This is a genomic window from Thermococcus sp. ES12 (genome assembly GCF_012027515.1).
In the GTDB taxonomy this organism is placed as follows: domain Archaea; phylum Methanobacteriota_B; class Thermococci; order Thermococcales; family Thermococcaceae; genus Thermococcus; species Thermococcus barossii.
The window spans coordinates 226107-243734 of the sequence record NZ_SNUP01000003.1 but is presented as its reverse complement, the minus strand read 5'-3'; the positions used below and the strand labels follow the sequence as shown (position 1 = coordinate 243734).

Genomic DNA, 17628 nt, shown 5'->3' with positions numbered 1-17628 from the left:
TGTTGAGATGAGGGCCGTTGCTTTCGTTGGCTTCAAGAAGAGCGGGAAAACGACGACGATTGAGGCCGTCGCGAGGGTCCTCAAGGAGAGAGGTTACCGCGTTGCCATAGCCAAGAGCATGCACGTCGACTTCGACAGGGAAGGGAGCGATACGTGGCGCTTCTCCAAGGTCGCCGATGCCGTTCTGGTAAGTGCTAGTGACACGGATGCGCTCCTCTTCAGGGCTAAAGACATCAACGCGCTCTTCTCGATGGTCAACGCGGACTTCCTCCTCCTGGAGGGCTTCAAGTCAGTACAGCACGTTCCGAAGGTGATATGTGCGAGGAATGAGGAGGATGTGAGGGAGCTCAACGACGGCCTTGCCATAGCGGTGAGCGGGGTAATAGCTTCAACCGGCGTTGAGGAGATAGACGGATTGCCCGTGATAGACTCCACGAGGGAGCCGGAAAGGCTCGCCGCCCTCGTCGAGAGGCGCGCCTTCATGCTGCCCAACATAGACTGCGGCCTCTGCGGCTTCAAGTGTGCTGAGATGGCGAGGATGATAGTGAACGGTGAGAAGACGCTGAGGGACTGCGTTGTGCTCAGCTCAAAGCCGAAGGTCACGGTTAAGATAGACGGGCATGTTCTGCCGATGAAGGACTGGGTGCAGGAGCTGGTGGAGAAGACGATAAAGGGCATGCTCTCAAGCATGAAGGGCTACCGCGAGGGCAGGAGGATAGAGATAGTGATAAGGGAGGATTGAGTTAGACGATTTTAACTTTCACCTCCCGGATTTTGTCTCCCTCCAGCACATAAGCCCCGTAGTTTCCCCTGTCGTCCACTATCAGCCAGACCACAGGCCAGAGGTTCATTCCCTTCAGATCGCGGCCGCTCGGTCTCGGCGGACACTTCAAGTGGGAGTGAAAGATGCCAACAACCTGCAGACCCCTCGCCTCGGCATCATCGATGGCCCTCACCATCTCCAGTGGCTCCATCTCAAACTTCTCTGCAGAGTTCAGCCTGTTTGGGATGAAGCGGACTTCTTCAACCTCGATCCGTTCCCCGCTTCCCCGGCCGAAGAGCATGCCGCATATCTCAATCCGTGAATTTTCCGCCGCCTTGATAATCCGCTTTAAATCTTCACCCCGGATAACCATCATCATGTCAATGAATTTCGCGTTAACCTTATAAATTTTGGAGAGCCGAGAGGTCTTTGCCGGTGATACGATGAAATGGGCCCTCACCCTGCATGGCGGGGAAAACCACGGCGAAACCATAATCTTCCACGCCGACAGCGCCGACGAGGCCAGGAGGATGGCGGTAAGGGAGATGAAACGGAAGGATGCGAGGGTCTTCGAGCTTGAGAAGCTTGAGTGATTCTTCTTACCTTATTATTCATGGGTTTTCACCCGCTTGGTGTACCATGATGTTTATTCTCGCGGCCTTGTTCACCAATGTCCCTTTGGGTTTGGACTGTAACGTGCATTGATGTTCAAAAGCAAACAATAATGTTTTTAAATCCTCAATGATCCCTATCCCTCGCAGTGATACATTGGAGGCGATACTATGCTCGTGAGGATAGTCTATTATATGCCCGATACCCTCCCGAAGGAGAGAATAGTTGTCACCAACGACATGAAAAAGGCAGAGAGAATAGCACGCGAAGAAATGCAAAGGCTTGGGGCTAGAAGTTACGAGCTCGAGTGGGTCGCTTAGCTCTCCCCCTCGATCTCTATGACCTTGACGTTTATCGGGAGCTCCCTCAGCTCGTTGGCTATCCTTTCGGCCGCCCTGCTGGAGCGGGCGAGCATGACGAAGGCGACGTCGCCCTTGTAGCGGGCCTCGGTGAAGCTTATAACGTCTCCCCTCGCTATTCCATGGCCAATGACTTTCCTTACTTCGTCCTCGTACTTGGTCACGAACTTCTCGGGTATGCTGAGCAGCACTCCGTAAATCATTCAATCACCTCCAAGAGGGTAAAAGTGGGGCATCAGCCCCTCGCCCAGCGCAAGCTACAGTTCGCTGGTTCACCCTCTCGCCTGCTTGAACTGCTCCTGAATCTTCCTGTAGTACTCCATGGTTTCCTCGCTCACGCTGGGGCCTATCTTCTTCATGGCCTCCTCGAAGTCCTTCATCGTGACCTTGACCTTGGCCCTTATCTCGTCCGCCCTCATGCCGGGCCTTATGATGCCCTCCTGCAGGCCCCTTCTCATGGCGAGCATCGCGGCCTCTCTGACCACCGCTTCGATGTCGGCTCCCGTGTAGCCCTCGGTCTTCTTCGCCAGCTCCTCGAGCTTGACGTCCTCGGCGAGCGGCACGTTCCTGGTGTGGACCTTGAATATCTCCAGTCTGGCCTTCTCGTCCGGCGCCGGAACGAGTATGAGCCTGTCGAACCTTCCAGGTCTGAGCAGTGCAGGATCGATGATGTCCGGCCTGTTGGTCGCGCCTATGACGACGACGCCGCTGTTCTCCTGAATTCCGTCCATCTCGGTGAGGAGCTGGTTGATGAGCCTATCTGTGACGCGGTTGACATCGGTTCCCCTCCTCGGGGCTATTGCGTCGATCTCGTCGATGAATATAACCGTCGGAGCCGCCTGCCTCGCCTTCCTGAATATCTCCCTGATGTTCTTCTCGCTCTCGCCGACCCACTTGCTCAGCACCTCTGGGCCCTTGATGGCGATGAAGTTGGCCTCGCTCTCGTTGGCAACGGCTTTAGCGAGGAGGGTCTTACCGGTTCCAGGCGGGCCGTAGAGGAGTATTCCCTTCGGCGGGGTTATGCCGAGCCCCATGAAGGCCTCGGGGTACTTGAGCGGCCACTCCACCGCTTCGCGGAGCTCCTCCTTGACGTCCTCCAGGCCGCCTATGTCATCCCAGCGCACGTTCGGGACCTCGAGGAGCACCTCTCTCAGCGCCGATGGCTCGACCATCTTGAGGGCCTCGTAGAAGTCCTTCCTCGTGACCCTGAGCTCCTCAAGGACCTCCTTGGGTATGTGCTCGGCCTCGAAGTCGATCTTGCCCTCCTTGATGAGCCTCCTCAGAGCGGCCATCGCCGCCTCTCTCGCCAGCGCCGCGAGGTCGGCACCGACGAAGCCGTGCGTGACCTCGGCCAGCTCCTCAAGGAGAGCATCGATGAGCCTGGCCTTGACCTCGTCGTAGAGCCTCTCGTCTATGTCCCTGAGTATCTCGGGAATCTCCTCCTCCTTGGCGTCCTTGACCTTCATAAGCGCCCTCTCGGCGCTCTCGCGGTAGGCGTCGTTCCTCTCAAGCTCCTCGAGTATCTCGATGACCCTGCCCTTCCTGAACTCGGGCTCGATGGGCATTCCCCTCGTGTGTATCTGGAGTATCTCCTTCCTGCCCTGCTTGTCCGGAACGCCGACCTCGAGCTCGCGGTCGAACCTTCCGGGCCTCCTGAGGGCCGGGTCAATGGCATCGGGCCTGTTGGTCGCGCCGATGACTATGACCTTACCCCTGCTCTTCAGGCCGTCCATGAGCGTGAGGAGCTGTGAAACAACCCTCTTCTCGACCTCACCGTGGGTTTCTTCCCTCTTCGGAGCAATCGCGTCTATCTCGTCGATGAATATTATCGCCGGCGCGTTCTCCTCGGCCTCCTTGAAGACCTCCCTCAGGCGCTCCTCGCTCTCACCGTAGTACTTGCTCATTATCTCTGGACCGTTGATGGCTATGAAGTGGGCGTTCGCCTCGTTTGCCACAGCTTTAGCGAGGAGCGTCTTACCGGTTCCGGGCGGCCCGTATAGGAGAACTCCCTTCGGCGGCTCAATGCCGAGCTTCTCGAATATCTCCGGGTGCTTGAGCGGAAGCTCTATCATCTCCCTGACCTTCTGGATGACGTCGCTCAGTCCACCGATGTCCTCGTAGGTGACGCCGAGGGCTGCGGTCTTTGACACCTCCTTGACGGGCTTCTCGCTGACCTGGAACTCGGTGAACTCGGTTATCTGGACTATTCCGGCCGGAGTCGTTGCGGTGACCACGAAGGTCAGTTCCTGGCCGAGGATTCCGACCTTGATGTAGTCTCCCCTGACGACGGGCCTCCCGACGAGCCTGCTGTGGAACCACTCGACGAAGTCGTGCCCGAAGCGGATCGGCTCGGTCGGGGCGACTATGACCTTCTTCGCCTCCTTGACGTCGGCCCTCCTGACGGTCACCTCGTCACCGAGGCCAACGCCGGCGTTCTTCCTTATGGTTCCGTCCATCCTGATTATGCCGAGTCCCTCGTCCTCGGGGTAGGCAGGCCACACCACCGCGGCCGTGTTCTTGGTTCCGATGATCTCGATTATGTCACCGCTCTGAACGCCGATTTCACGCATCGCCTTGCGGTCTATTCTAACTATTCCTCTCCCAACGTCCCTCTGGTAAGCAGAGGCGACCTTGAGCTTGACTTCCCTCTTCTCGGTCATCATTCACCACCTCCAAATTTTTCGTGACCGATGATCGTGAGTTGACTGATTTTAATCCAAAACGGAAAAATCGAAAGGGTCATTACTCGATCTTCACCTCGAAGCCCTCTCCCTCTGTCTTCTTTGGAGCCTTCTTGGGTATCTCTATCTCAAGGACTCCGTTGTTGTAGCGGGCCTTGGTCTTCTCAGGGATGACTTCCTCCGGGAGCCTGATGACCCTGCGGTAGCCGCTGTAGTAGCGCTCGATCCTTATCGCGCCCTCCTCCTCGAGCTCCTTCTCGCGCTTCACCTGGGCCTCAAGGTAAACCGTGTCCTCTGTGACGCGGAGCTTGATGTCCTCCTTCCTGACCCCTGGAAGCTCGACGGTTATGACGAACCTGTCACCGCGGTCGAAGATGTCCACGAAGGGCTCGCGCCAGGTCTCGCTGACGGCTATGCTCTCTCCGGGCTCGCGGTAGCCCCAGAGCCTCGGTCCGCGCATGATGTCTCTGAAGATGGCGTCGATTTCTTCCTGAATCTCCCTCATCAGGTCGAAGGGGTCCCAGTAGCGGTCCCTCCTCCAGACCATCTTCTCACCCCCTCCACCTTTTGGTTACCAGTAGTAACTAAAAGCTGACCCTTTATAAACTTTTCGATTTTAGTCCCCGGTCGTTACTAAATCCTCAGCCCCGTGTTGGGCTCTATGGACTCGGCAGTGTAACCGAGTCCCCTCAGTATCCTCGCAAATTCCCGGGCGAAGCCGTAGACCGTGAAGACCCTTTCCGGGTTTACCTTCTCCACAATTCTCATCAGCTCCCAGAAGTCGGCGTGGTTGCTGAGCTTCAATCTTCCAAAGCCTGAAACCGTCAGTTCCCAGGGCGATAGGGAGTTCTTCACGTGCGGAGAGCGGTAGGAACGGAGAACGACCTCGCCATCGGGATCGATGTTTCCAAAGGTTACCCCGAACTTCGAGTAAACGCGCGCCACCTTGAGAATCTCCCGGGAGGGCCTCACAGTTACCCCGTGTGCCTCCAGTATCTTCATGACCTCCTGTGCCTTTCCGGTCTGGTTCACGTAGAGAACCGGCCTTTTTCCCCTGTCGAGGGCCTCCTCCACGAAAGCTATCAGCTTCTTCTCCGCCTCCCTCGGAGCTGGGAAGGTGAAGCTGGGGACGCCGAAGGTGGCCTCCATGACCAGGAAGTCCGCCCTCGGAAACCTGCTCTTCTCCGCAGTCCTGAGCTTGAACCACTTGGTGTCACCTGTGTAGAAGAGGGTGCCGTTTTCCAGCCAGAGCTTTATTCCTGCCGAGCCGAGCATATGACCCGCTGGATAGAGCTTCGCCCTGAATTCCCCGAGGTAGAAGGTCTTTCGGAACTCAACCTCCCTGTAAAAGCCGCCCTTCCGGAGGTGGCTGAGGAATTTGGTCGCTTTGGTTGCGAAGATGACCTCTCCGCTGACGAAGTGGTCGGTGTGGGCGTGGCTCTGAAAGGCGAAGCGCGCGGAGCTGTCGAGGCCTACGTTGCCTATTATCATCACATTGAATAAGGGTTAGTCGGCCTTATTTATCTTCGCCCGGCCTCGGTTGGACTGATGGACAATTTATCCAACATCAAGGCCGGCCTTGAGTTATGTAAAAGCTTTTTATAGGCCGGCACCCAAATAGGGGCAGGTGGTAGGCATGACCTTCGATAAGGAGAAGCTCGCGAAGATTAGGGAGGAGGAGAAGCGCTGGGAGGAAACGACCGTTAAAAAGTTCATTGAGAAGAGGCCCGAAAGAAAGGAGAAGTTCATGACAGACGACGGTTTTGAGATAAAGCGCGTTTACACTCCCGCCGACCTCGGGGAAGACTGGGACTACCTTGAAAAGCTCGGCTTCCCCGGTGAGTACCCGTTCACCCGTGGTGTCTACGCCACCATGTACCGCGGCCGCTTCTGGACGATGAGGCAGTATGCCGGCTTCGGAACCGCTGAGGAGAGCAACAGGCGCTACAAGTACCTGCTTGAGCAGGGTCAGACCGGCCTGAGCGTCGCCTTCGACCTGCCTACCCAGATAGGCTACGACTCCGATCACCCGATGAGCGAGGGTGAGGTCGGAAAGGTCGGCGTCGCCATTGATTCGCTCTGGGACATGCGCATACTCTTCGACGGAATCCCGCTCGACAAGGTCTCAACGAGCATGACCATCAACTCGACGGCCGCCAACCTGCTCGCCATGTATATCCTCGTGGCTGAAGAGCAGGGGGTCCAGCCCCACCAGCTCCGCGGAACGGTTCAGAACGACATCCTCAAGGAGTACATAGCACGCGGCACCTACATCTTCCCGCCGCAGCCGAGCATGCGCCTTACGACCGACATCATAATGTACTGCGCCGAGAACGTCCCCAAATGGAACCCGATAAGCATAAGCGGCTACCACATCCGCGAGGCCGGAGCCAACGCCGTCCAGGAGGTCGCTTTCACCCTCGCCGACGGTATCGAGTACGTCAAGGCCGTCATAGACAGGGGCATGGACGTCGACAAGTTTGCCGGAAGGCTGAGCTTCTTCTTCAACGCCCACAACAACTTCTTGGAAGAGATCGCCAAGTTCAGGGCTGCCAGAAGGCTCTGGGCTTACATCATGAAGGAGTGGTTCAACGCCAAGAACCCGCGCTCGATGCTCCTGCGCTTCCACACCCAGACGGCCGGCTCAACGCTCACCGCCCAGCAGCCGGAGAACAACATCGTCCGCGTTGCCATTCAGGCTCTGGCAGCTGTCCTAGGCGGGACGCAGAGCCTTCACACCAACTCCTACGATGAGGCTCTGAGCCTGCCCACCGAGAAGAGCGTCAGGATAGCCCTCAGGACCCAGCAGATAATCGCCTACGAGAGCGGCGTCGTTGATACGATAGACCCGCTCGGAGGCAGCTACTACATCGAGTGGCTCACCGACCACATCTACGAGGAAGCTTTGAAGTACATCGAGAAGATCCAGAAGATGGGCGGCATGATGAGGGCCATCGAGCGCGGCTACATCCAGAAGGAGATAGCGGAGAGCGCTTACAAGTACCAGAGGGAGGTCGAGGAGAAGAAGCGCATCATCGTCGGTGTGAACGAGTTCATCGTCGACGAGCCGCTCGACGTCGAGATACTCAAGGTGGACCCGAGCATCAGGGAGAAGCAGATCGAGAGGCTCAAGAAGCTCCGCTCCGAGAGGGACAGCAAGAAGGTCGAGGAGGCCCTCGACAGGCTCAGGAAAGCAGCTGAGAGCGAGGACGAGAACCTCATGCCCTACATCATCGAGGCCCACAGGCACCTCGCGACCCTCGGAGAGGTCACCGACGTCCTGCGCGAGGTCTGGGGCGAGTACAGGGCGCCGCTGATATTCTGATCTCGCCCTTTCCATTTCTACCCCCATTCTCCCAGAAACCCTGAAACCCCACGAAAAAGCTTAAAAAAGGATAGCCAAAGCATCAACAGGCATCATGATAATCCCCGGAGGTGTAGTTATGGCGAGAAACAAGCCGCTTGCGAAGAAACTCAGACTTGCAAAGGCCGCGAAGCAGAACAGGCGCATTCCGGTCTGGGTCATAGTCAAGACCAACAGGGAGGTCATGACCCACCCGAAGAGAAGGATGTGGAGAAGGACCAAGCTCAAGGAGTGAGGTGAGTTAAGATGATCAAGCCCGGAGAGGAGGTCATATTCGTCGTTCCCATCAGGAAGATAAAGAAGCGCGTCCCGCGCTGGAAGAGGGCCCCGAGAGCAGCTAAGTTCGTCCGCGAGTGGATAGCGAGGCACGCCAAGGCCGAGGAGGTCAAGCTCGACCCGGCCGTCAACGAGAAGCTCTGGGAACGCGGAGCGGAAAAGCCGCCCAACAAGCTCCGCGTTAAGGTCGTTGTCGAAGAGGAAGAGGGCAAGAGGATAGCCAAGGTTTCCCTCGCCTGATCCCTTTTAATTTAACGAGGTGACGAGATGCACATAGAAAGGCTCGATTTTGAGAACTCTCCGTATCTGGGCGTTTACGGTACCGCCACCGACAGGTTAGTCCTGATCAGGGAGGGCCTCGGCGAGAAGAAGCTCGGGGTTCTCAGGGAGGTTCTCAAGGTTCCGCTCATTGAAACGAGCATAATGAAGTCCCGCATAGTCGGCATATTCGCGGCCGGAAACTCCAGTGCCATAGTCGTCCCCTGGTACGTCTGGGACGCCGAGCTGGAGCACATCAACGGTCAGCTTAAGGAGTACGGAATAGACACCGAGATAGTCCCGTTCCAGAGCACCCTCACGGCCTTCGGCAACTTAATCCTCGCTAACGACAGGGCCGCGCTGGTGAGCGCGAAGTTCAGCCGCGAGGAGGCAAAGAAACTCGAAGACGTACTCGGCGTCGAGGTCGAGAGGGGTATGATAGGCGACTTCCACGCCGTTGGGAGCGTCGGGGTCGTCACCAACAGGGGCGGACTCGTTCATCCGGAGGCCACCGACGAGGAGCTGGAATGGCTCCGCGACCTGTTCAAGGTTGACATCTACGTCGGAACCGCCAACATGGGCGTTCCCTTCGTTGGCTCGTGCATGCTTGCCAACTCTCACGGTGTCGTCGTTGGGCACCTAACCACCGGTCCGGAGATAGTGAAGATTGAAGAAGCCTTGGGCTTCCTTGACTGATGATGGAGGTGTGAGCTATGGAGGTTAAGGTCTTCCGCGTTAAGGGCGTTTTCGAGAGGAACGGAAAGAGGGAGAGGTTCACGAGGGAGTACCGCGGTCTTAAGGAAGAGGACGTCGTCGAGATACTCTACTCCGAGGTCGGCAGCAAGCACCGCGTTCCGAGAAACAAGATATGGATCGAGAGCATTGAGGAGATAAAGCCGGAAGAGGCCGAGAACCCGATAGTCAGAAAGCTCAGCGGGCTCTGATTTCCTTTTCTACTCTACCCCAATCCCCACCGAGAAGTCCATTTCTTCCCTTGCCTTTCCAACGCTGAGCCTGAGCGTGAATTTTCCGTGTCCGCTGAGGCCGATGAAGCCGCTCATGGCCTTCTGGAGTCCCTGGGGCGAGAGAACTTTCTCGTGGGAGATTATGAGCATCGGTTCCCTGATGAACTCGTAGGTGAACCTTCCCTGCTCGCTTCCGAAGAAGACGATATCCTCGACCATCTTGCCGAGCAGAAGAAGGTCAGCGTAGCCGGCCTTCTGGAGGTTTAATGTAATCGCTCCTTCAAAGCCGTTTTCAAGGGGTTTTAGGGAGACCTGGGCGTAGTCCTCCAGGTTTCCCGCCTCCAGAACGTCGCCCGGGAACGTGACCCGGTAACTCGGCGTAATGTAGAGGAGCAGAACACCGTTTTTGAGCCGGTATCCCGGAAGCTCGATCCTTCCGGAGCCGGGGACGTCGAGCTCGACCCTGTACTGGGCCGGAACCAATGGGAGCTCGCTGGAAAGAACGCCTTCCTCCGGCACGAATTTTCTGGACGTGTTGAAGAGCCAGCCCGACGTGTAGTCTCCCGGAAACTTCCTCGACAAGTTTTCTGACTCTGCTGGAGAAAAATCTACCGCCGGAAATCGTGAGGATTCTCATTCAACGTCCCCCAAAGGAGTGGGAGAGAAAATTTAAATCCCTTTCTCCCTCCAGCCGAGAACCCTCGACTGGTGGTGCCTCCTCGGGAAGATTTCGAGGGGGTCGAGTCCCTTCTCCCTTATGATGTGCCTCAGCTCGACCTCGTAGTCGGCCTTCTCAAGCTCCTCGCTCTCCCTGATTTCAACGACGAAGAGCCTCTCGGTCAGCTCGCGTACCGTCCTGTAGCCGAGGCCGAGGAGCGGGCGTATGTAAGCAACGCCAAAGCGGTCCTCCAGCGAGCGGGCCTTCGGCAGGTCGAGAAGAGGAACCCTGTCGTCCCTCCTCGTTCCGTCGCTGACCCTCTCAACCTCCGGCATCGATGCTATTGCCTCTAGGGCCCTTTCGTGGATGAACTGTATGGCGTTGTTGGGATGCCCATCTTCAATGGCAATCTCAGCCGCCTTTTCCAGAACTTCCCTGGGCAGGTATAGGACTTGGTGCTCAAAGCCCAGCCTCTCGGCGGTTTCCCTGGCGAAGCGCCAGTTGTCGAGTAGGCCGAAGCTCACCGTTACGAGCTTCACCTCGTAGCCGAGCCTGGTTAGAATCCACGCGGCTAAACTTGAGTCTTTTCCACCTGAATAGAGATGATGGACGAGCATGGCCTCACCCCAATCTATGCTCCTCTGTGGTTGTCGCCAACACCTTTAAAAGGCCAACCTTTATAAGGCCTCCACCTGCGAGAAGCTTAGAGGTGAGAGAGATGGAGAAACGCTTACCCGGAAAGGTGAGACGCGCCATAAGGGCGAGATACTACGACATTCCTCCACGGGCGTGGATAGGTAAGAGAGGACTGGATGAGGGTGTCATCGAGGAGATAAACACCCAGCTTGAGAAGGACGGCATCCTTAAGGTCGAGATAAGGAAGGGCGCGCTCATAAGCACCGAACTGGACAGGAGGCAGCTGGCCGAGAAGGTCGCTGAAATGACGGACAGCGAGCTGATTGAGGTTCGCGGCAAAAGGTTTATATTGTTCAAACCGAGGGAAGGTTGGGAAAAGTATTTAAGGAAGCTCCAGAGAAAGGAGCTTTCGAAGGAAAAGCGGGAGGAGAAGCCCGTTAAGAAAGTCAAGCTCGATATCGCTCAGTTCAGGAGGAAATTCAAGAAGGGGAGGGATTGAAAGTGGCGACAGTTTATGACGTTCCCGGTGATTTGCTCGTTGAGAGGGTTGCCCAGAAACTCAAGGAGATAGAGGCCATAAAGCCGCCCGAGTGGGCCCCGTTCGTCAAGACCGGCAGGCACAAGGAGAGGCTTCCCGAGCAGGAGGACTGGTGGTACTACAGAGTTGCCAGCATCTTCAGGAAGATCTACATCGACGGGCCGGTCGGAATCGAGAGGCTCAGGACCTGGTACGGCGGCAGGAAGAACCGCGGCCATGCCCCGGAGCACTTCTACAAGGCCGGGGGAAGCATCATAAGGAAGGCCCTCCAGCAGCTTGAGGCCGCTGGCTTTGTCCAGAAGGTTCCGGGTGAGGGCAGGATCGTCACCCCGCAGGGGCAGAGCTTCCTCGACAAGATCGCCACCGAGCTCAAGAAGGAGCTTGAGGAGCAGATTCCGGAGCTCAAGAAGTACTGAGGGCTTTGGCCCCTTTCTACTTGTTGGTTTCCCTCTTCCCGCGGTTCTCGAACCCAATACCTTTTTAACCGAAGGTATAACCCTATGTGGGGGTGAGAGGATGGCCGAGGACATAGAGGAGATCAGGAAGCGCAAGCTCATGGAACTGCAGAAGAAGTACCTTGAGCAGCAGAAGGCTCAGGAGGAGGCTTTGAGACAGGAGATGGAGCTTGAGGCCCAGCTTGATGCCATAATGAGGAGAATTCTCACGCCCGATGCCAGGGAGAGGCTCGGTCGCGTCAAGCTCGTCAAGCCCGAGCTCGCGAGACAGGTGGAGCTGGTTCTCGTTCAGCTTTACCAGGCGGGGCAGATAAGGGAGCCCATAGAAGATGCCAAGCTGAAAAAGATACTGGCCCAGATAGACGCCAGAACGAGGCGTGACTTCAAGATTAAGTGGTAGCCAGAAGGTGCTCCCATGGACGCCAGGGAGATAGTCCGTATACTGGACGAAAAGGGAGAGGTTAGTCTCGAAACCTGGAGGGCCGTCTCGGTTAAGAAGAACAAGGACGGTACCGTTGACGTTCTCTACAAGAACCTCCACGTTGGGACTGACGAGGACCCGGTCTTCCTCTGGATATACGCTAACGTGGTGGAGGAAGACTGGGACGTCCGTGTTCTGGAGAGGATAACCTTCAAGCGCGAGGACCTTGCCTGGTTACTACGTTACGTTGTGAAAAAAGGAGAAGGTTTATAAGGGCTTTATAAAATAGCCGGCCGGTTGGGGGTGTTTGAGTGAGCAAGCGTAGGGTCTGCCCGGTCTGTGGTTCAACGGAGTTCATCTACGACCCGGGTAGGGGAGAGGTCGTCTGTAAGGTTTGCGGTTACGTTATCGAGGAGAACGTCATAGATATGGGTCCGGAGTGGCGCGCATTTGACGCGAGCCAGAGGGAAAAGAGGGCCCGTGTCGGTGCACCCGAGAGCATCCTCCTCCACGATAAGGGTCTCTCGACGGATATAGGCATAGACAGGAACCTCTCCGGGCTGATGCGCGAGAAGATGTACCGCCTGAGGAAGTGGCAGTCCCGCCTGAGGGTGAGCGATGCCGCCGAGAGGAACCTCGCCTTCGCCCTGAGCGAGCTCGATAGAATCGCCTCCCAGCTCAAGCTCCCGAGGCACGTCGAGGAGGAGGCGGCAAGGCTCTACCGCGAGGCCGTCAGGAAGGGCCTCATAAGGGGCCGCTCCATTGAGAGCGTGATAGCGGCCTGTGTCTACGCCGCCTGCAGGCTCCTGAAAGTTCCGAGGACGCTCGACGAGATAGCTGACATATCGCGCGTCGACAAGAAGGAGATAGGCAGGAGCTTCCGCTTTATCGCGAGGAACCTCAACCTTACGCCGAAGAAGCTCTTCGTAAAACCAACGGATTACGTCAACAAGTTTGCAGACGAGCTCGGCCTGAGTGAGAAGGTCAGAAGAAGGGCCGTGAAAATACTCGACGAAGCCTACGAAAAGGGTCTCACGAGCGGAAAGAGTCCCGCCGGCCTCGTCGCGGCCGCGCTCTACATTGCAGGCCTTCTTGAGGACGAGAAGAGAACCCAGCGCGAGGTGGCCGAAGTAGCGCGCGTCACCGAGGTCACGGTCAGGAACAGGTACAAGGAACTCGTGGACAAGCTGAACCTGAAGATACCCGTTTGAGAAAAGGAAAGTCAGCGCTTCCCGAACCAGCTCTCCAGCGTCGACTGCTTTCCTGCTTTTACCGCCTTCTTCAACCTCTCAAGGCCGTTTTTAACGCGCTCTTCGCTGAAGTCGTGTTCATCGCAGAGGAATTTGAGGATTCCTTCCTCGTCCGGCTCGCGCCACTTAAGCTCGTATTCATCGGTAACCGGCGGGTTGAGGAAGAACTCCTTTATCGCGTAGAGGTCAACCTCGCTGTCCTTGTTGTACTTCTTCAGCGGGTCCTTGCTGCGCTTGACGATGGTTAGGGCTTTCTTCGGCCCGATGCCCTTAATCCCGCCCGGATTGTAGTCGGTGCCCACCAAGATGGCCATCTCGATGAGCTTTTCCCTGTCTATGCCCAGCTCTCTGAGAACTTCCTCCAAGACTATCAGTTCGGGCTTCACCTCAACGTAGACGTTCTTCCCCGGGAGCTTTCTCCGCCCGGTTATCGTGACGTTTCTGACAAGCCTCGGCGCGCCGAAGAGGAGAGAATCATAGTCCTGGCTCGCGGAGGCGTAGACCTTCTTTCTCGCCGCCATGTATGCCGCCTGGGCCTCACCCTCGCTCGGCGCCTGTATAACCGGGATGCCCATCAGCTCGAGGAGTCTCTTAGCGTCGTTTATGAGCCCCTCGTTTACGCGGGTTGCACGCATCGCGTACTTCTTCGCCTCTTCGAGGTCGCCCCTTTCGAGGGCCTCGTACCACTTCTCCTCGGCCTCTTCCCTCGCCTCACGCCTCTTCTCTATCTCCCTCTTCTTGAACTCCGGCGGCTTGCCGTCGAACACATACGCCGGCTTTATCCCGGCCTCCATGAGGTTGATGTTCCTGTATAAGAGTCCGCTGAGGTGGGAGGTTATCCTCCCCCGGGAGTCCATGAGCGGCGTTCCGTCGCGCTGACGAATGGTCGAGAGGAACTGGTATATCGCGTTGAAGGCATCTATCGCGATCTTCCTTCCGTAGAGGTTCTCCAGCTCTATCTCCTTCCTCGGAACCAGCTCACCTATCTGTACTCCCATACTCACCACCTAAAAGAAGAAAGGCCGTAAAGGTATTTAGGGTTTGTCCAAAGTCACTTCCTACCCTTCTCAATCAGGAACTCCTCGTGAGATGTTATCCTTCTTCTCTCCTGAACATATATCCAGCCCATTGCAAGTATCAAGGCTGCCATTCCAATGAGTGTGGTCCAGGGAATCTTGCTATAGTCAAGAGTGATGACTATCTTCCTTACCATCGCCAGAACCCCGAGCTCGACGACGTTCCTCATGCTGACATGGTGTTCCTTGACGTACATCACGAGCAGTTCGAAGATCTCCAAGAAGATTATGATGAGCACTATCTCGTGGAGGACAACCTCCACGTCGAATCCCTGTAGGGATGTCTCAAGGAGGTTCCAGATCAGATAGATCACGTAGCCCATGGTCAGCGTCCCAAGAGCTATGACGACTAGGTCGAAGAGAGCACTAAGCCAGCCCATCACAACGCTCTCCACAATGGTGGGCTTCCTACTCATGTTTCCACCTGCACGCCTAAGGACTAGGATTTAAAAATGTTCGTATTGGGAGGCCTCAATCTCCCATGAGCTCCTCTCTTCCGTGTTCGATTAAGAAATGTTCGTGTTCATCCTCTCTTCTCCGTTCCCGTGTGTAGACCCATCCCATCGCCGCTATGAGAGCCGCTATCCCGAAGAGCATCTGCCAGCCGAGTTCCTCAAGGTTTATGGTCACGAGTAGCTCTTTGACGAGCGCCAGGACGCCTATCTCCACAACATTTTTCATTGGGACGTGGTGATAGATGATGTACATCGCTATTATCTCAAACACCTCAAGAAATATCAAGATAAGAACTATCCCCTGAAGGGCTTCATCCGGGCTGAAGTGCTTTATGGAGTTTATAGCGAGGTCTATGATCATCCAGACAACGTACACCATCGTGAGCGTCCCAAGGGCGATCACAACGAAGTCAAACAATAGACTGAGCCATTTGAGGGCCGTCTTCTCGCTCCGGCTGGATATTGCTCTCATTTATGTTCCCCTTAAAGGGTTTACACCTCGCGGACTAAAAGCCTTTCGAAAAATCTCCCAAATGGTGTCCAACCTTCGGTTCTTTTAACGTCCGTCGAGTTTCCTATCGTCAAAAAGAGAAGGGAAAAGTTATAACTCGTTTTACGGACGTGAAACTGTGACTTTCATTCGGATGAGGTGATTGAGATGGAAGGAAACCTGGAGGCCCTCTTCAGACCCAAGAGCATCGCCGTCATCGGCGCTTCTGAGAAACCGGGCAAGATAGGATATGCTATTATGAGAAACCTTGTTGAGTACGGATACGAGGGTAAGATATACCCCGTGAACATCAAGGGTGTTGAGATAGAGATAAACGGGAGGAAGTTCAAGTCCTACAAGAGCATCCTCGACGTTCCGGACGAGGTGGACATGGCCGTCATCGTCGTCCCGGCCAAGTTCGTCCCACAGGTCGTTGAGGAGGCAGGAAAGAAGGGCGTCAAGGTTCTCCCGATCATCAGCTCGGGCTTCGGCGAGCTCGGCGAGGAGGGCAAGAAGGTCGAGAGGCAGATAGTCGAGACCGCCCACAGGTACGGGATGAGAATCCTTGGCCCGAACATCTTCGGTGTCGTTTACACCCCCGCCAAGATGAACGCCACCTTTGGTCCCACCGACGTCATGCCAGGCAACCTGGCCCTCATCAGCCAGAGCGGTGCGCTGGGAATAGCCCTCATGGGCTGGACCATCCTTGAGAAGGTCGGCCTTTCAGCGGTTGTCAGCGTCGGGAACAAGAGCGACATCGACGATGCCGACCTGCTCGAGTTCTTCAAGACCGACGACAACACCAAGGCCATCCTCATCTACATGGAGGGCGTCAAGGACGGGAGGCGCTTCATGGAGGTTGCCAGGGAGGTCAGCAAGGAGAAGCCGATAATCATCATCAAGGCCGGAAGGAGCGAGCGCGGTGCCAAGGCTGCCGCTTCCCACACCGGTTCCCTCGCCGGTGCCGACAAGATATACGAGGCGGCCTTCAAGCAGAGCGGCGTCCTGAGGGCCCTCACCATCGGCGAGGCCTTCGACTGGGCCAGAACGCTGAGCAACCTCCCGGAGCCTGAGGGGGAGAACGTCGTCATACTCACCAACGGCGGTGGAATCGGAGTCATGGCCACAGATGCCGCCGAGGAAGAGGGACTTCACCTCTACGACAACCTCGAGGACCTCAAGGTCTTCGCCAACCACATGCCGCCCTTCGGAAGCTACAAGAACCCGGTTGACCTCACCGGTATGGCCGGCGCGGAGAGCTACGAGGGTGCCATCAGGGACGCCCTTGCCAACCCGAACATGCACAGCATAGCGGTGCTCTACTGCCAGACGGCCGTGCTTGACCCGCGCGACCTGGCGAAGATAGTCATCCGCGAGTACAACGAGAGCGGAAGGAAGAAGCCCCTCGTCGTTGCCATCGTTGGCGGCATAGAGGCGAAAGAGGCAATAGACATGCTCAACGAGGAAGGCATTCCGGCCTACCCTGAGCCGGAGAGGGCGATAAAGTCCCTCGCGGCCCTCTACAGGTGGAGCAACTGGAAGGCCAGGCAGAAGAAGGAGTGATTTCTCATTTCTTCCTATCTCTTCTCGGTTCTCTCCGGTTTTTGGTAAGTGTTTTTAATGTGCGTCTCCCATATAAACATAGGGGAGTGCCATGCTCATTGCCCTCATAAGCGACATCCACTCCAACCTGGAAGCGCTGAAAGCAGTTTGGCGGGAGGTAAAGGGCGCGGACGCTGTACTCTGCATGGGCGACCTGGTGGGATATGGAGCCAGTCCGAACGAGGTTGTGGAGTTCGTGAGGAGGCAGATGAAGAAACGAACTTTCCTTTGCGTTCGCGGAAACCACGACAACGCAATAGCCTTCGGCGCCGAGTGGGGATTCAATCCCTACGCGAGACAGGCTGTAAGGTGGCACCAGCGGGTGATGAGCGTTGAAAACCTTGAGTTCCTGAGGCGCCTTCCGGTTAGGGGGCTCTTCACTGACGACACGGGCCGAAGCTACCTCCTAATCCACGGCTCCCCCCGGGCCCCTCTGGACGAGTACCTCTTCCCCTGGCTCCCCGATAGTGAGTTTCGCGCCGTTCTGAGCTACGTTAAACAGGACGACCTCCTCGTCGGCCACACCCATGTGCCCATGTTCAGGGTGATCAATGGAAGAAGAATCATCAACCCCGGCGGTGTGGGTCAGCCCCGCGATGGGGATTGGAGGGCAAGCTACGCGCTGATAGACACCGAGGGAAAGCTTTCGGATAACGTTGAGTTCCATCGGGTGGAATACGACGTGGAAGAGGCCGCAAGGAAGATAATAGAGGCAGGACTTCCGAGGTTTCTGGCCATGAGGCTCTATGAGGGGTATTAAAAGAGGGGA

At 56.5% G+C, this 17628-nt stretch carries 25 protein-coding genes; 15 read left to right on the top strand and 10 right to left on the bottom strand.

Annotated features, from left to right (window positions below; translation table 11 throughout):
- Positions 1–7 precede the first annotated feature (7 nt).
- The gene (gene mobB / locus E3E37_RS09185; RefSeq protein WP_167716753.1) at positions 8–742 is read left to right on the top strand and encodes a molybdopterin-guanine dinucleotide biosynthesis protein B; all 735 of its coding nucleotides are present in this window, start codon (positions 8–10) and stop codon (positions 740–742) included.
- 1 nt (position 743) lies between these two features.
- Here mobB and E3E37_RS09180 read toward each other — a convergent pair whose 3' ends face one another.
- Positions 744–1142 carry a M67 family metallopeptidase gene (locus E3E37_RS09180; protein ID WP_167716751.1) on the bottom strand — a complete coding sequence of 133 codons (399 nt, stop codon included), beginning with the start codon at positions 1140–1142 and terminating at the stop codon, positions 744–746.
- Positions 1143–1206: 64 nt separating this feature from the next.
- Between E3E37_RS09180 and E3E37_RS09175 the strand changes: the two genes are divergently transcribed.
- Positions 1207–1356 (top strand): hypothetical protein, encoded by a 150-nt coding sequence (locus E3E37_RS09175; RefSeq protein ID WP_167716748.1) that lies wholly within the window; start codon positions 1207–1209, stop codon positions 1354–1356.
- 189 nt (positions 1357–1545) lie between these two features.
- Positions 1546–1695, top strand: a complete 150-nt coding sequence (locus E3E37_RS09170) for a hypothetical protein (RefSeq protein WP_167716746.1) — start codon at positions 1546–1548, stop codon at positions 1693–1695.
- On the opposite strand, the gene E3E37_RS09165 is transcribed toward E3E37_RS09170, so the two are convergent.
- The 4 genes from E3E37_RS09165 to E3E37_RS09150 form a co-directional block, all read right to left on the bottom strand.
- Entirely contained in the window at positions 1692–1937 is a 246-nt protein-coding gene (locus tag E3E37_RS09165) for a hypothetical protein (RefSeq protein ID WP_167716744.1), read from the bottom strand. The two genes, E3E37_RS09170 and E3E37_RS09165, sit on opposite strands and share 4 nt — an antisense overlap.
- A 69-nt stretch (positions 1938–2006) precedes the next feature.
- Positions 2007–4394, bottom strand: a complete 2388-nt coding sequence (locus tag E3E37_RS09160; protein WP_167716742.1) for a CDC48 family AAA ATPase — start codon at positions 4392–4394, stop codon at positions 2007–2009.
- An 82-nt stretch (positions 4395–4476) separates the two neighbouring features.
- Positions 4477–4962 carry an Hsp20/alpha crystallin family protein gene (locus E3E37_RS09155; RefSeq protein ID WP_088865007.1) on the bottom strand — a complete coding sequence of 162 codons (486 nt, stop codon included), beginning with the start codon at positions 4960–4962 and terminating at the stop codon, positions 4477–4479.
- An 86-nt stretch (positions 4963–5048) separates the two neighbouring features.
- Positions 5049–5906: an MBL fold metallo-hydrolase gene (locus E3E37_RS09150; protein ID WP_167716740.1), complete on the bottom strand. Its 858-nt coding sequence runs from the start codon at positions 5904–5906 to the stop codon at positions 5049–5051.
- Between the two features lie 145 nt (positions 5907–6051).
- Here E3E37_RS09150 and E3E37_RS09145 point away from each other — a divergent pair, with 145 nt between their 5' ends.
- The 5 genes from E3E37_RS09145 (at position 6052) to rpl18a (ending at position 9257) form a co-directional block, all read left to right on the top strand.
- Positions 6052–7740: a methylmalonyl-CoA mutase gene (locus tag E3E37_RS09145; protein ID WP_167716884.1), complete on the top strand. Its 1689-nt coding sequence runs from the start codon at positions 6052–6054 to the stop codon at positions 7738–7740.
- Between the two features lie 118 nt (positions 7741–7858).
- Complete coding sequence (locus E3E37_RS09140; protein WP_088180793.1) at positions 7859–8014, top strand: 50S ribosomal protein L39e; 156 nt, start codon at positions 7859–7861, stop codon at positions 8012–8014.
- A gap of 11 nt (positions 8015–8025) precedes the next feature.
- Complete coding sequence (locus E3E37_RS09135; protein ID WP_167716738.1) at positions 8026–8295, top strand: 50S ribosomal protein L31e; 270 nt, start codon at positions 8026–8028, stop codon at positions 8293–8295.
- Between the two features lie 27 nt (positions 8296–8322).
- A complete protein-coding gene (locus E3E37_RS09130) occupies positions 8323–9009 on the top strand; it encodes a translation initiation factor IF-6 (RefSeq protein ID WP_167716736.1) in 687 nt (228 codons plus the stop codon).
- Between the two features lie 17 nt (positions 9010–9026).
- The gene (rpl18a, locus tag E3E37_RS09125; protein WP_088865000.1) at positions 9027–9257 is read left to right on the top strand and encodes a 50S ribosomal protein L18Ae; all 231 of its coding nucleotides are present in this window, start codon (positions 9027–9029) and stop codon (positions 9255–9257) included.
- 9 nt (positions 9258–9266) lie between these two features.
- Here rpl18a and E3E37_RS09120 read toward each other — a convergent pair whose 3' ends face one another.
- Both E3E37_RS09120 and E3E37_RS09115 read right to left on the bottom strand, forming a co-directional pair.
- On the bottom strand, positions 9267–9860 hold the full coding sequence (locus tag E3E37_RS09120; protein ID WP_167716734.1) for a hypothetical protein: 594 nt from the start codon (positions 9858–9860) through the stop codon (positions 9267–9269).
- Positions 9861–9947: 87 nt separating this feature from the next.
- Positions 9948–10553 carry an asparagine synthase-related protein gene (locus E3E37_RS09115; protein ID WP_167716732.1) on the bottom strand — a complete coding sequence of 202 codons (606 nt, stop codon included), beginning with the start codon at positions 10551–10553 and terminating at the stop codon, positions 9948–9950.
- Positions 10554–10654: 101 nt separating this feature from the next.
- On the opposite strand from E3E37_RS09115, the gene E3E37_RS09110 reads away from it, so the two are divergent.
- The 5 genes from E3E37_RS09110 to E3E37_RS09090 all read left to right on the top strand — a co-directional run bounded on the left by E3E37_RS09110 (position 10655) and on the right by E3E37_RS09090 (position 13197).
- A complete protein-coding gene (locus tag E3E37_RS09110) occupies positions 10655–11071 on the top strand; it encodes a YhbY family RNA-binding protein (RefSeq protein ID WP_167716882.1) in 417 nt (138 codons plus the stop codon).
- A 2-nt stretch (positions 11072–11073) separates the two neighbouring features.
- Positions 11074–11526 (top strand): 30S ribosomal protein S19e, encoded by a 453-nt coding sequence (locus E3E37_RS09105; RefSeq protein WP_012572063.1) that lies wholly within the window; start codon positions 11074–11076, stop codon positions 11524–11526.
- Between the two features lie 100 nt (positions 11527–11626).
- The gene (locus E3E37_RS09100; protein ID WP_167716730.1) at positions 11627–11965 is read left to right on the top strand and encodes a DNA-binding protein; all 339 of its coding nucleotides are present in this window, start codon (positions 11627–11629) and stop codon (positions 11963–11965) included.
- A 15-nt stretch (positions 11966–11980) separates the two neighbouring features.
- Positions 11981–12259 (top strand): hypothetical protein, encoded by a 279-nt coding sequence (locus E3E37_RS09095; RefSeq protein WP_088864995.1) that lies wholly within the window; start codon positions 11981–11983, stop codon positions 12257–12259.
- A gap of 38 nt (positions 12260–12297) precedes the next feature.
- On the top strand, positions 12298–13197 hold the full coding sequence (locus E3E37_RS09090) for a transcription initiation factor IIB (protein ID WP_088864994.1): 900 nt from the start codon (positions 12298–12300) through the stop codon (positions 13195–13197).
- An 11-nt stretch (positions 13198–13208) separates the two neighbouring features.
- On the opposite strand, the gene fen is transcribed toward E3E37_RS09090, so the two are convergent.
- The 3 genes from fen to E3E37_RS09075 are packed head-to-tail and all read right to left on the bottom strand — an operon-like array spanning position 13209 to position 15239.
- Positions 13209–14234: a flap endonuclease-1 gene (gene fen / locus E3E37_RS09085; RefSeq protein WP_167716879.1), complete on the bottom strand. Its 1026-nt coding sequence runs from the start codon at positions 14232–14234 to the stop codon at positions 13209–13211.
- A 53-nt stretch (positions 14235–14287) separates the two neighbouring features.
- Entirely contained in the window at positions 14288–14728 is a 441-nt protein-coding gene (locus tag E3E37_RS09080; RefSeq protein WP_088864992.1) for a phosphate-starvation-inducible PsiE family protein, read from the bottom strand.
- 55 nt (positions 14729–14783) lie between these two features.
- The gene (locus E3E37_RS09075) at positions 14784–15239 is read right to left on the bottom strand and encodes a phosphate-starvation-inducible PsiE family protein (RefSeq protein ID WP_088864991.1); all 456 of its coding nucleotides are present in this window, start codon (positions 15237–15239) and stop codon (positions 14784–14786) included.
- A 186-nt stretch (positions 15240–15425) separates the two neighbouring features.
- Here E3E37_RS09075 and acs point away from each other — a divergent pair, with 186 nt between their 5' ends.
- Both acs and E3E37_RS09065 read left to right on the top strand, forming a co-directional pair.
- Positions 15426–16820 carry an acetate--CoA ligase alpha subunit gene (gene acs / locus E3E37_RS09070; RefSeq protein WP_167716728.1) on the top strand — a complete coding sequence of 465 codons (1395 nt, stop codon included), beginning with the start codon at positions 15426–15428 and terminating at the stop codon, positions 16818–16820.
- 91 nt (positions 16821–16911) lie between these two features.
- Complete coding sequence (locus E3E37_RS09065; protein WP_167716726.1) at positions 16912–17619, top strand: metallophosphoesterase; 708 nt, start codon at positions 16912–16914, stop codon at positions 17617–17619.
- Positions 17620–17628 lie beyond the last annotated feature (9 nt).

Coding starts and splice junctions, on each gene's coding strand:
- mobB (WP_167716753.1), top strand. CDS start 8: ATGAGGGCCGTTGCTTTCGTTGGCTTCAAGAAGAGCGGGAAAACGACG.
- E3E37_RS09180 (WP_167716751.1), bottom strand. CDS start 1,142: ATGATGATGGTTATCCGGGGTGAAGATTTAAAGCGGATTATCAAGGCG.
- E3E37_RS09175 (WP_167716748.1), top strand. CDS start 1,207: ATGAAATGGGCCCTCACCCTGCATGGCGGGGAAAACCACGGCGAAACC.
- E3E37_RS09170 (WP_167716746.1), top strand. CDS start 1,546: ATGCTCGTGAGGATAGTCTATTATATGCCCGATACCCTCCCGAAGGAG.
- E3E37_RS09165 (WP_167716744.1), bottom strand. CDS start 1,937: ATGATTTACGGAGTGCTGCTCAGCATACCCGAGAAGTTCGTGACCAAG.
- E3E37_RS09160 (WP_167716742.1), bottom strand. CDS start 4,394: ATGACCGAGAAGAGGGAAGTCAAGCTCAAGGTCGCCTCTGCTTACCAG.
- E3E37_RS09155 (WP_088865007.1), bottom strand. CDS start 4,962: ATGGTCTGGAGGAGGGACCGCTACTGGGACCCCTTCGACCTGATGAGG.
- E3E37_RS09150 (WP_167716740.1), bottom strand. CDS start 5,906: ATGATAATAGGCAACGTAGGCCTCGACAGCTCCGCGCGCTTCGCCTTT.
- E3E37_RS09145 (WP_167716884.1), top strand. CDS start 6,052: ATGACCTTCGATAAGGAGAAGCTCGCGAAGATTAGGGAGGAGGAGAAG.
- E3E37_RS09140 (WP_088180793.1), top strand. CDS start 7,859: ATGGCGAGAAACAAGCCGCTTGCGAAGAAACTCAGACTTGCAAAGGCC.
- E3E37_RS09135 (WP_167716738.1), top strand. CDS start 8,026: ATGATCAAGCCCGGAGAGGAGGTCATATTCGTCGTTCCCATCAGGAAG.
- E3E37_RS09130 (WP_167716736.1), top strand. CDS start 8,323: ATGCACATAGAAAGGCTCGATTTTGAGAACTCTCCGTATCTGGGCGTT.
- rpl18a (WP_088865000.1), top strand. CDS start 9,027: ATGGAGGTTAAGGTCTTCCGCGTTAAGGGCGTTTTCGAGAGGAACGGA.
- E3E37_RS09115 (WP_167716732.1), bottom strand. CDS start 10,553: ATGCTCGTCCATCATCTCTATTCAGGTGGAAAAGACTCAAGTTTAGCC.
- E3E37_RS09110 (WP_167716882.1), top strand. CDS start 10,655: ATGGAGAAACGCTTACCCGGAAAGGTGAGACGCGCCATAAGGGCGAGA.
- E3E37_RS09100 (WP_167716730.1), top strand. CDS start 11,627: ATGGCCGAGGACATAGAGGAGATCAGGAAGCGCAAGCTCATGGAACTG.
- E3E37_RS09095 (WP_088864995.1), top strand. CDS start 11,981: ATGGACGCCAGGGAGATAGTCCGTATACTGGACGAAAAGGGAGAGGTT.
- fen (WP_167716879.1), bottom strand. CDS start 14,234: ATGGGAGTACAGATAGGTGAGCTGGTTCCGAGGAAGGAGATAGAGCTG.
- E3E37_RS09080 (WP_088864992.1), bottom strand. CDS start 14,728: ATGAGTAGGAAGCCCACCATTGTGGAGAGCGTTGTGATGGGCTGGCTT.
- E3E37_RS09075 (WP_088864991.1), bottom strand. CDS start 15,239: ATGAGAGCAATATCCAGCCGGAGCGAGAAGACGGCCCTCAAATGGCTC.
- acs (WP_167716728.1), top strand. CDS start 15,426: ATGGAAGGAAACCTGGAGGCCCTCTTCAGACCCAAGAGCATCGCCGTC.
- E3E37_RS09065 (WP_167716726.1), top strand. CDS start 16,912: ATGCTCATTGCCCTCATAAGCGACATCCACTCCAACCTGGAAGCGCTG.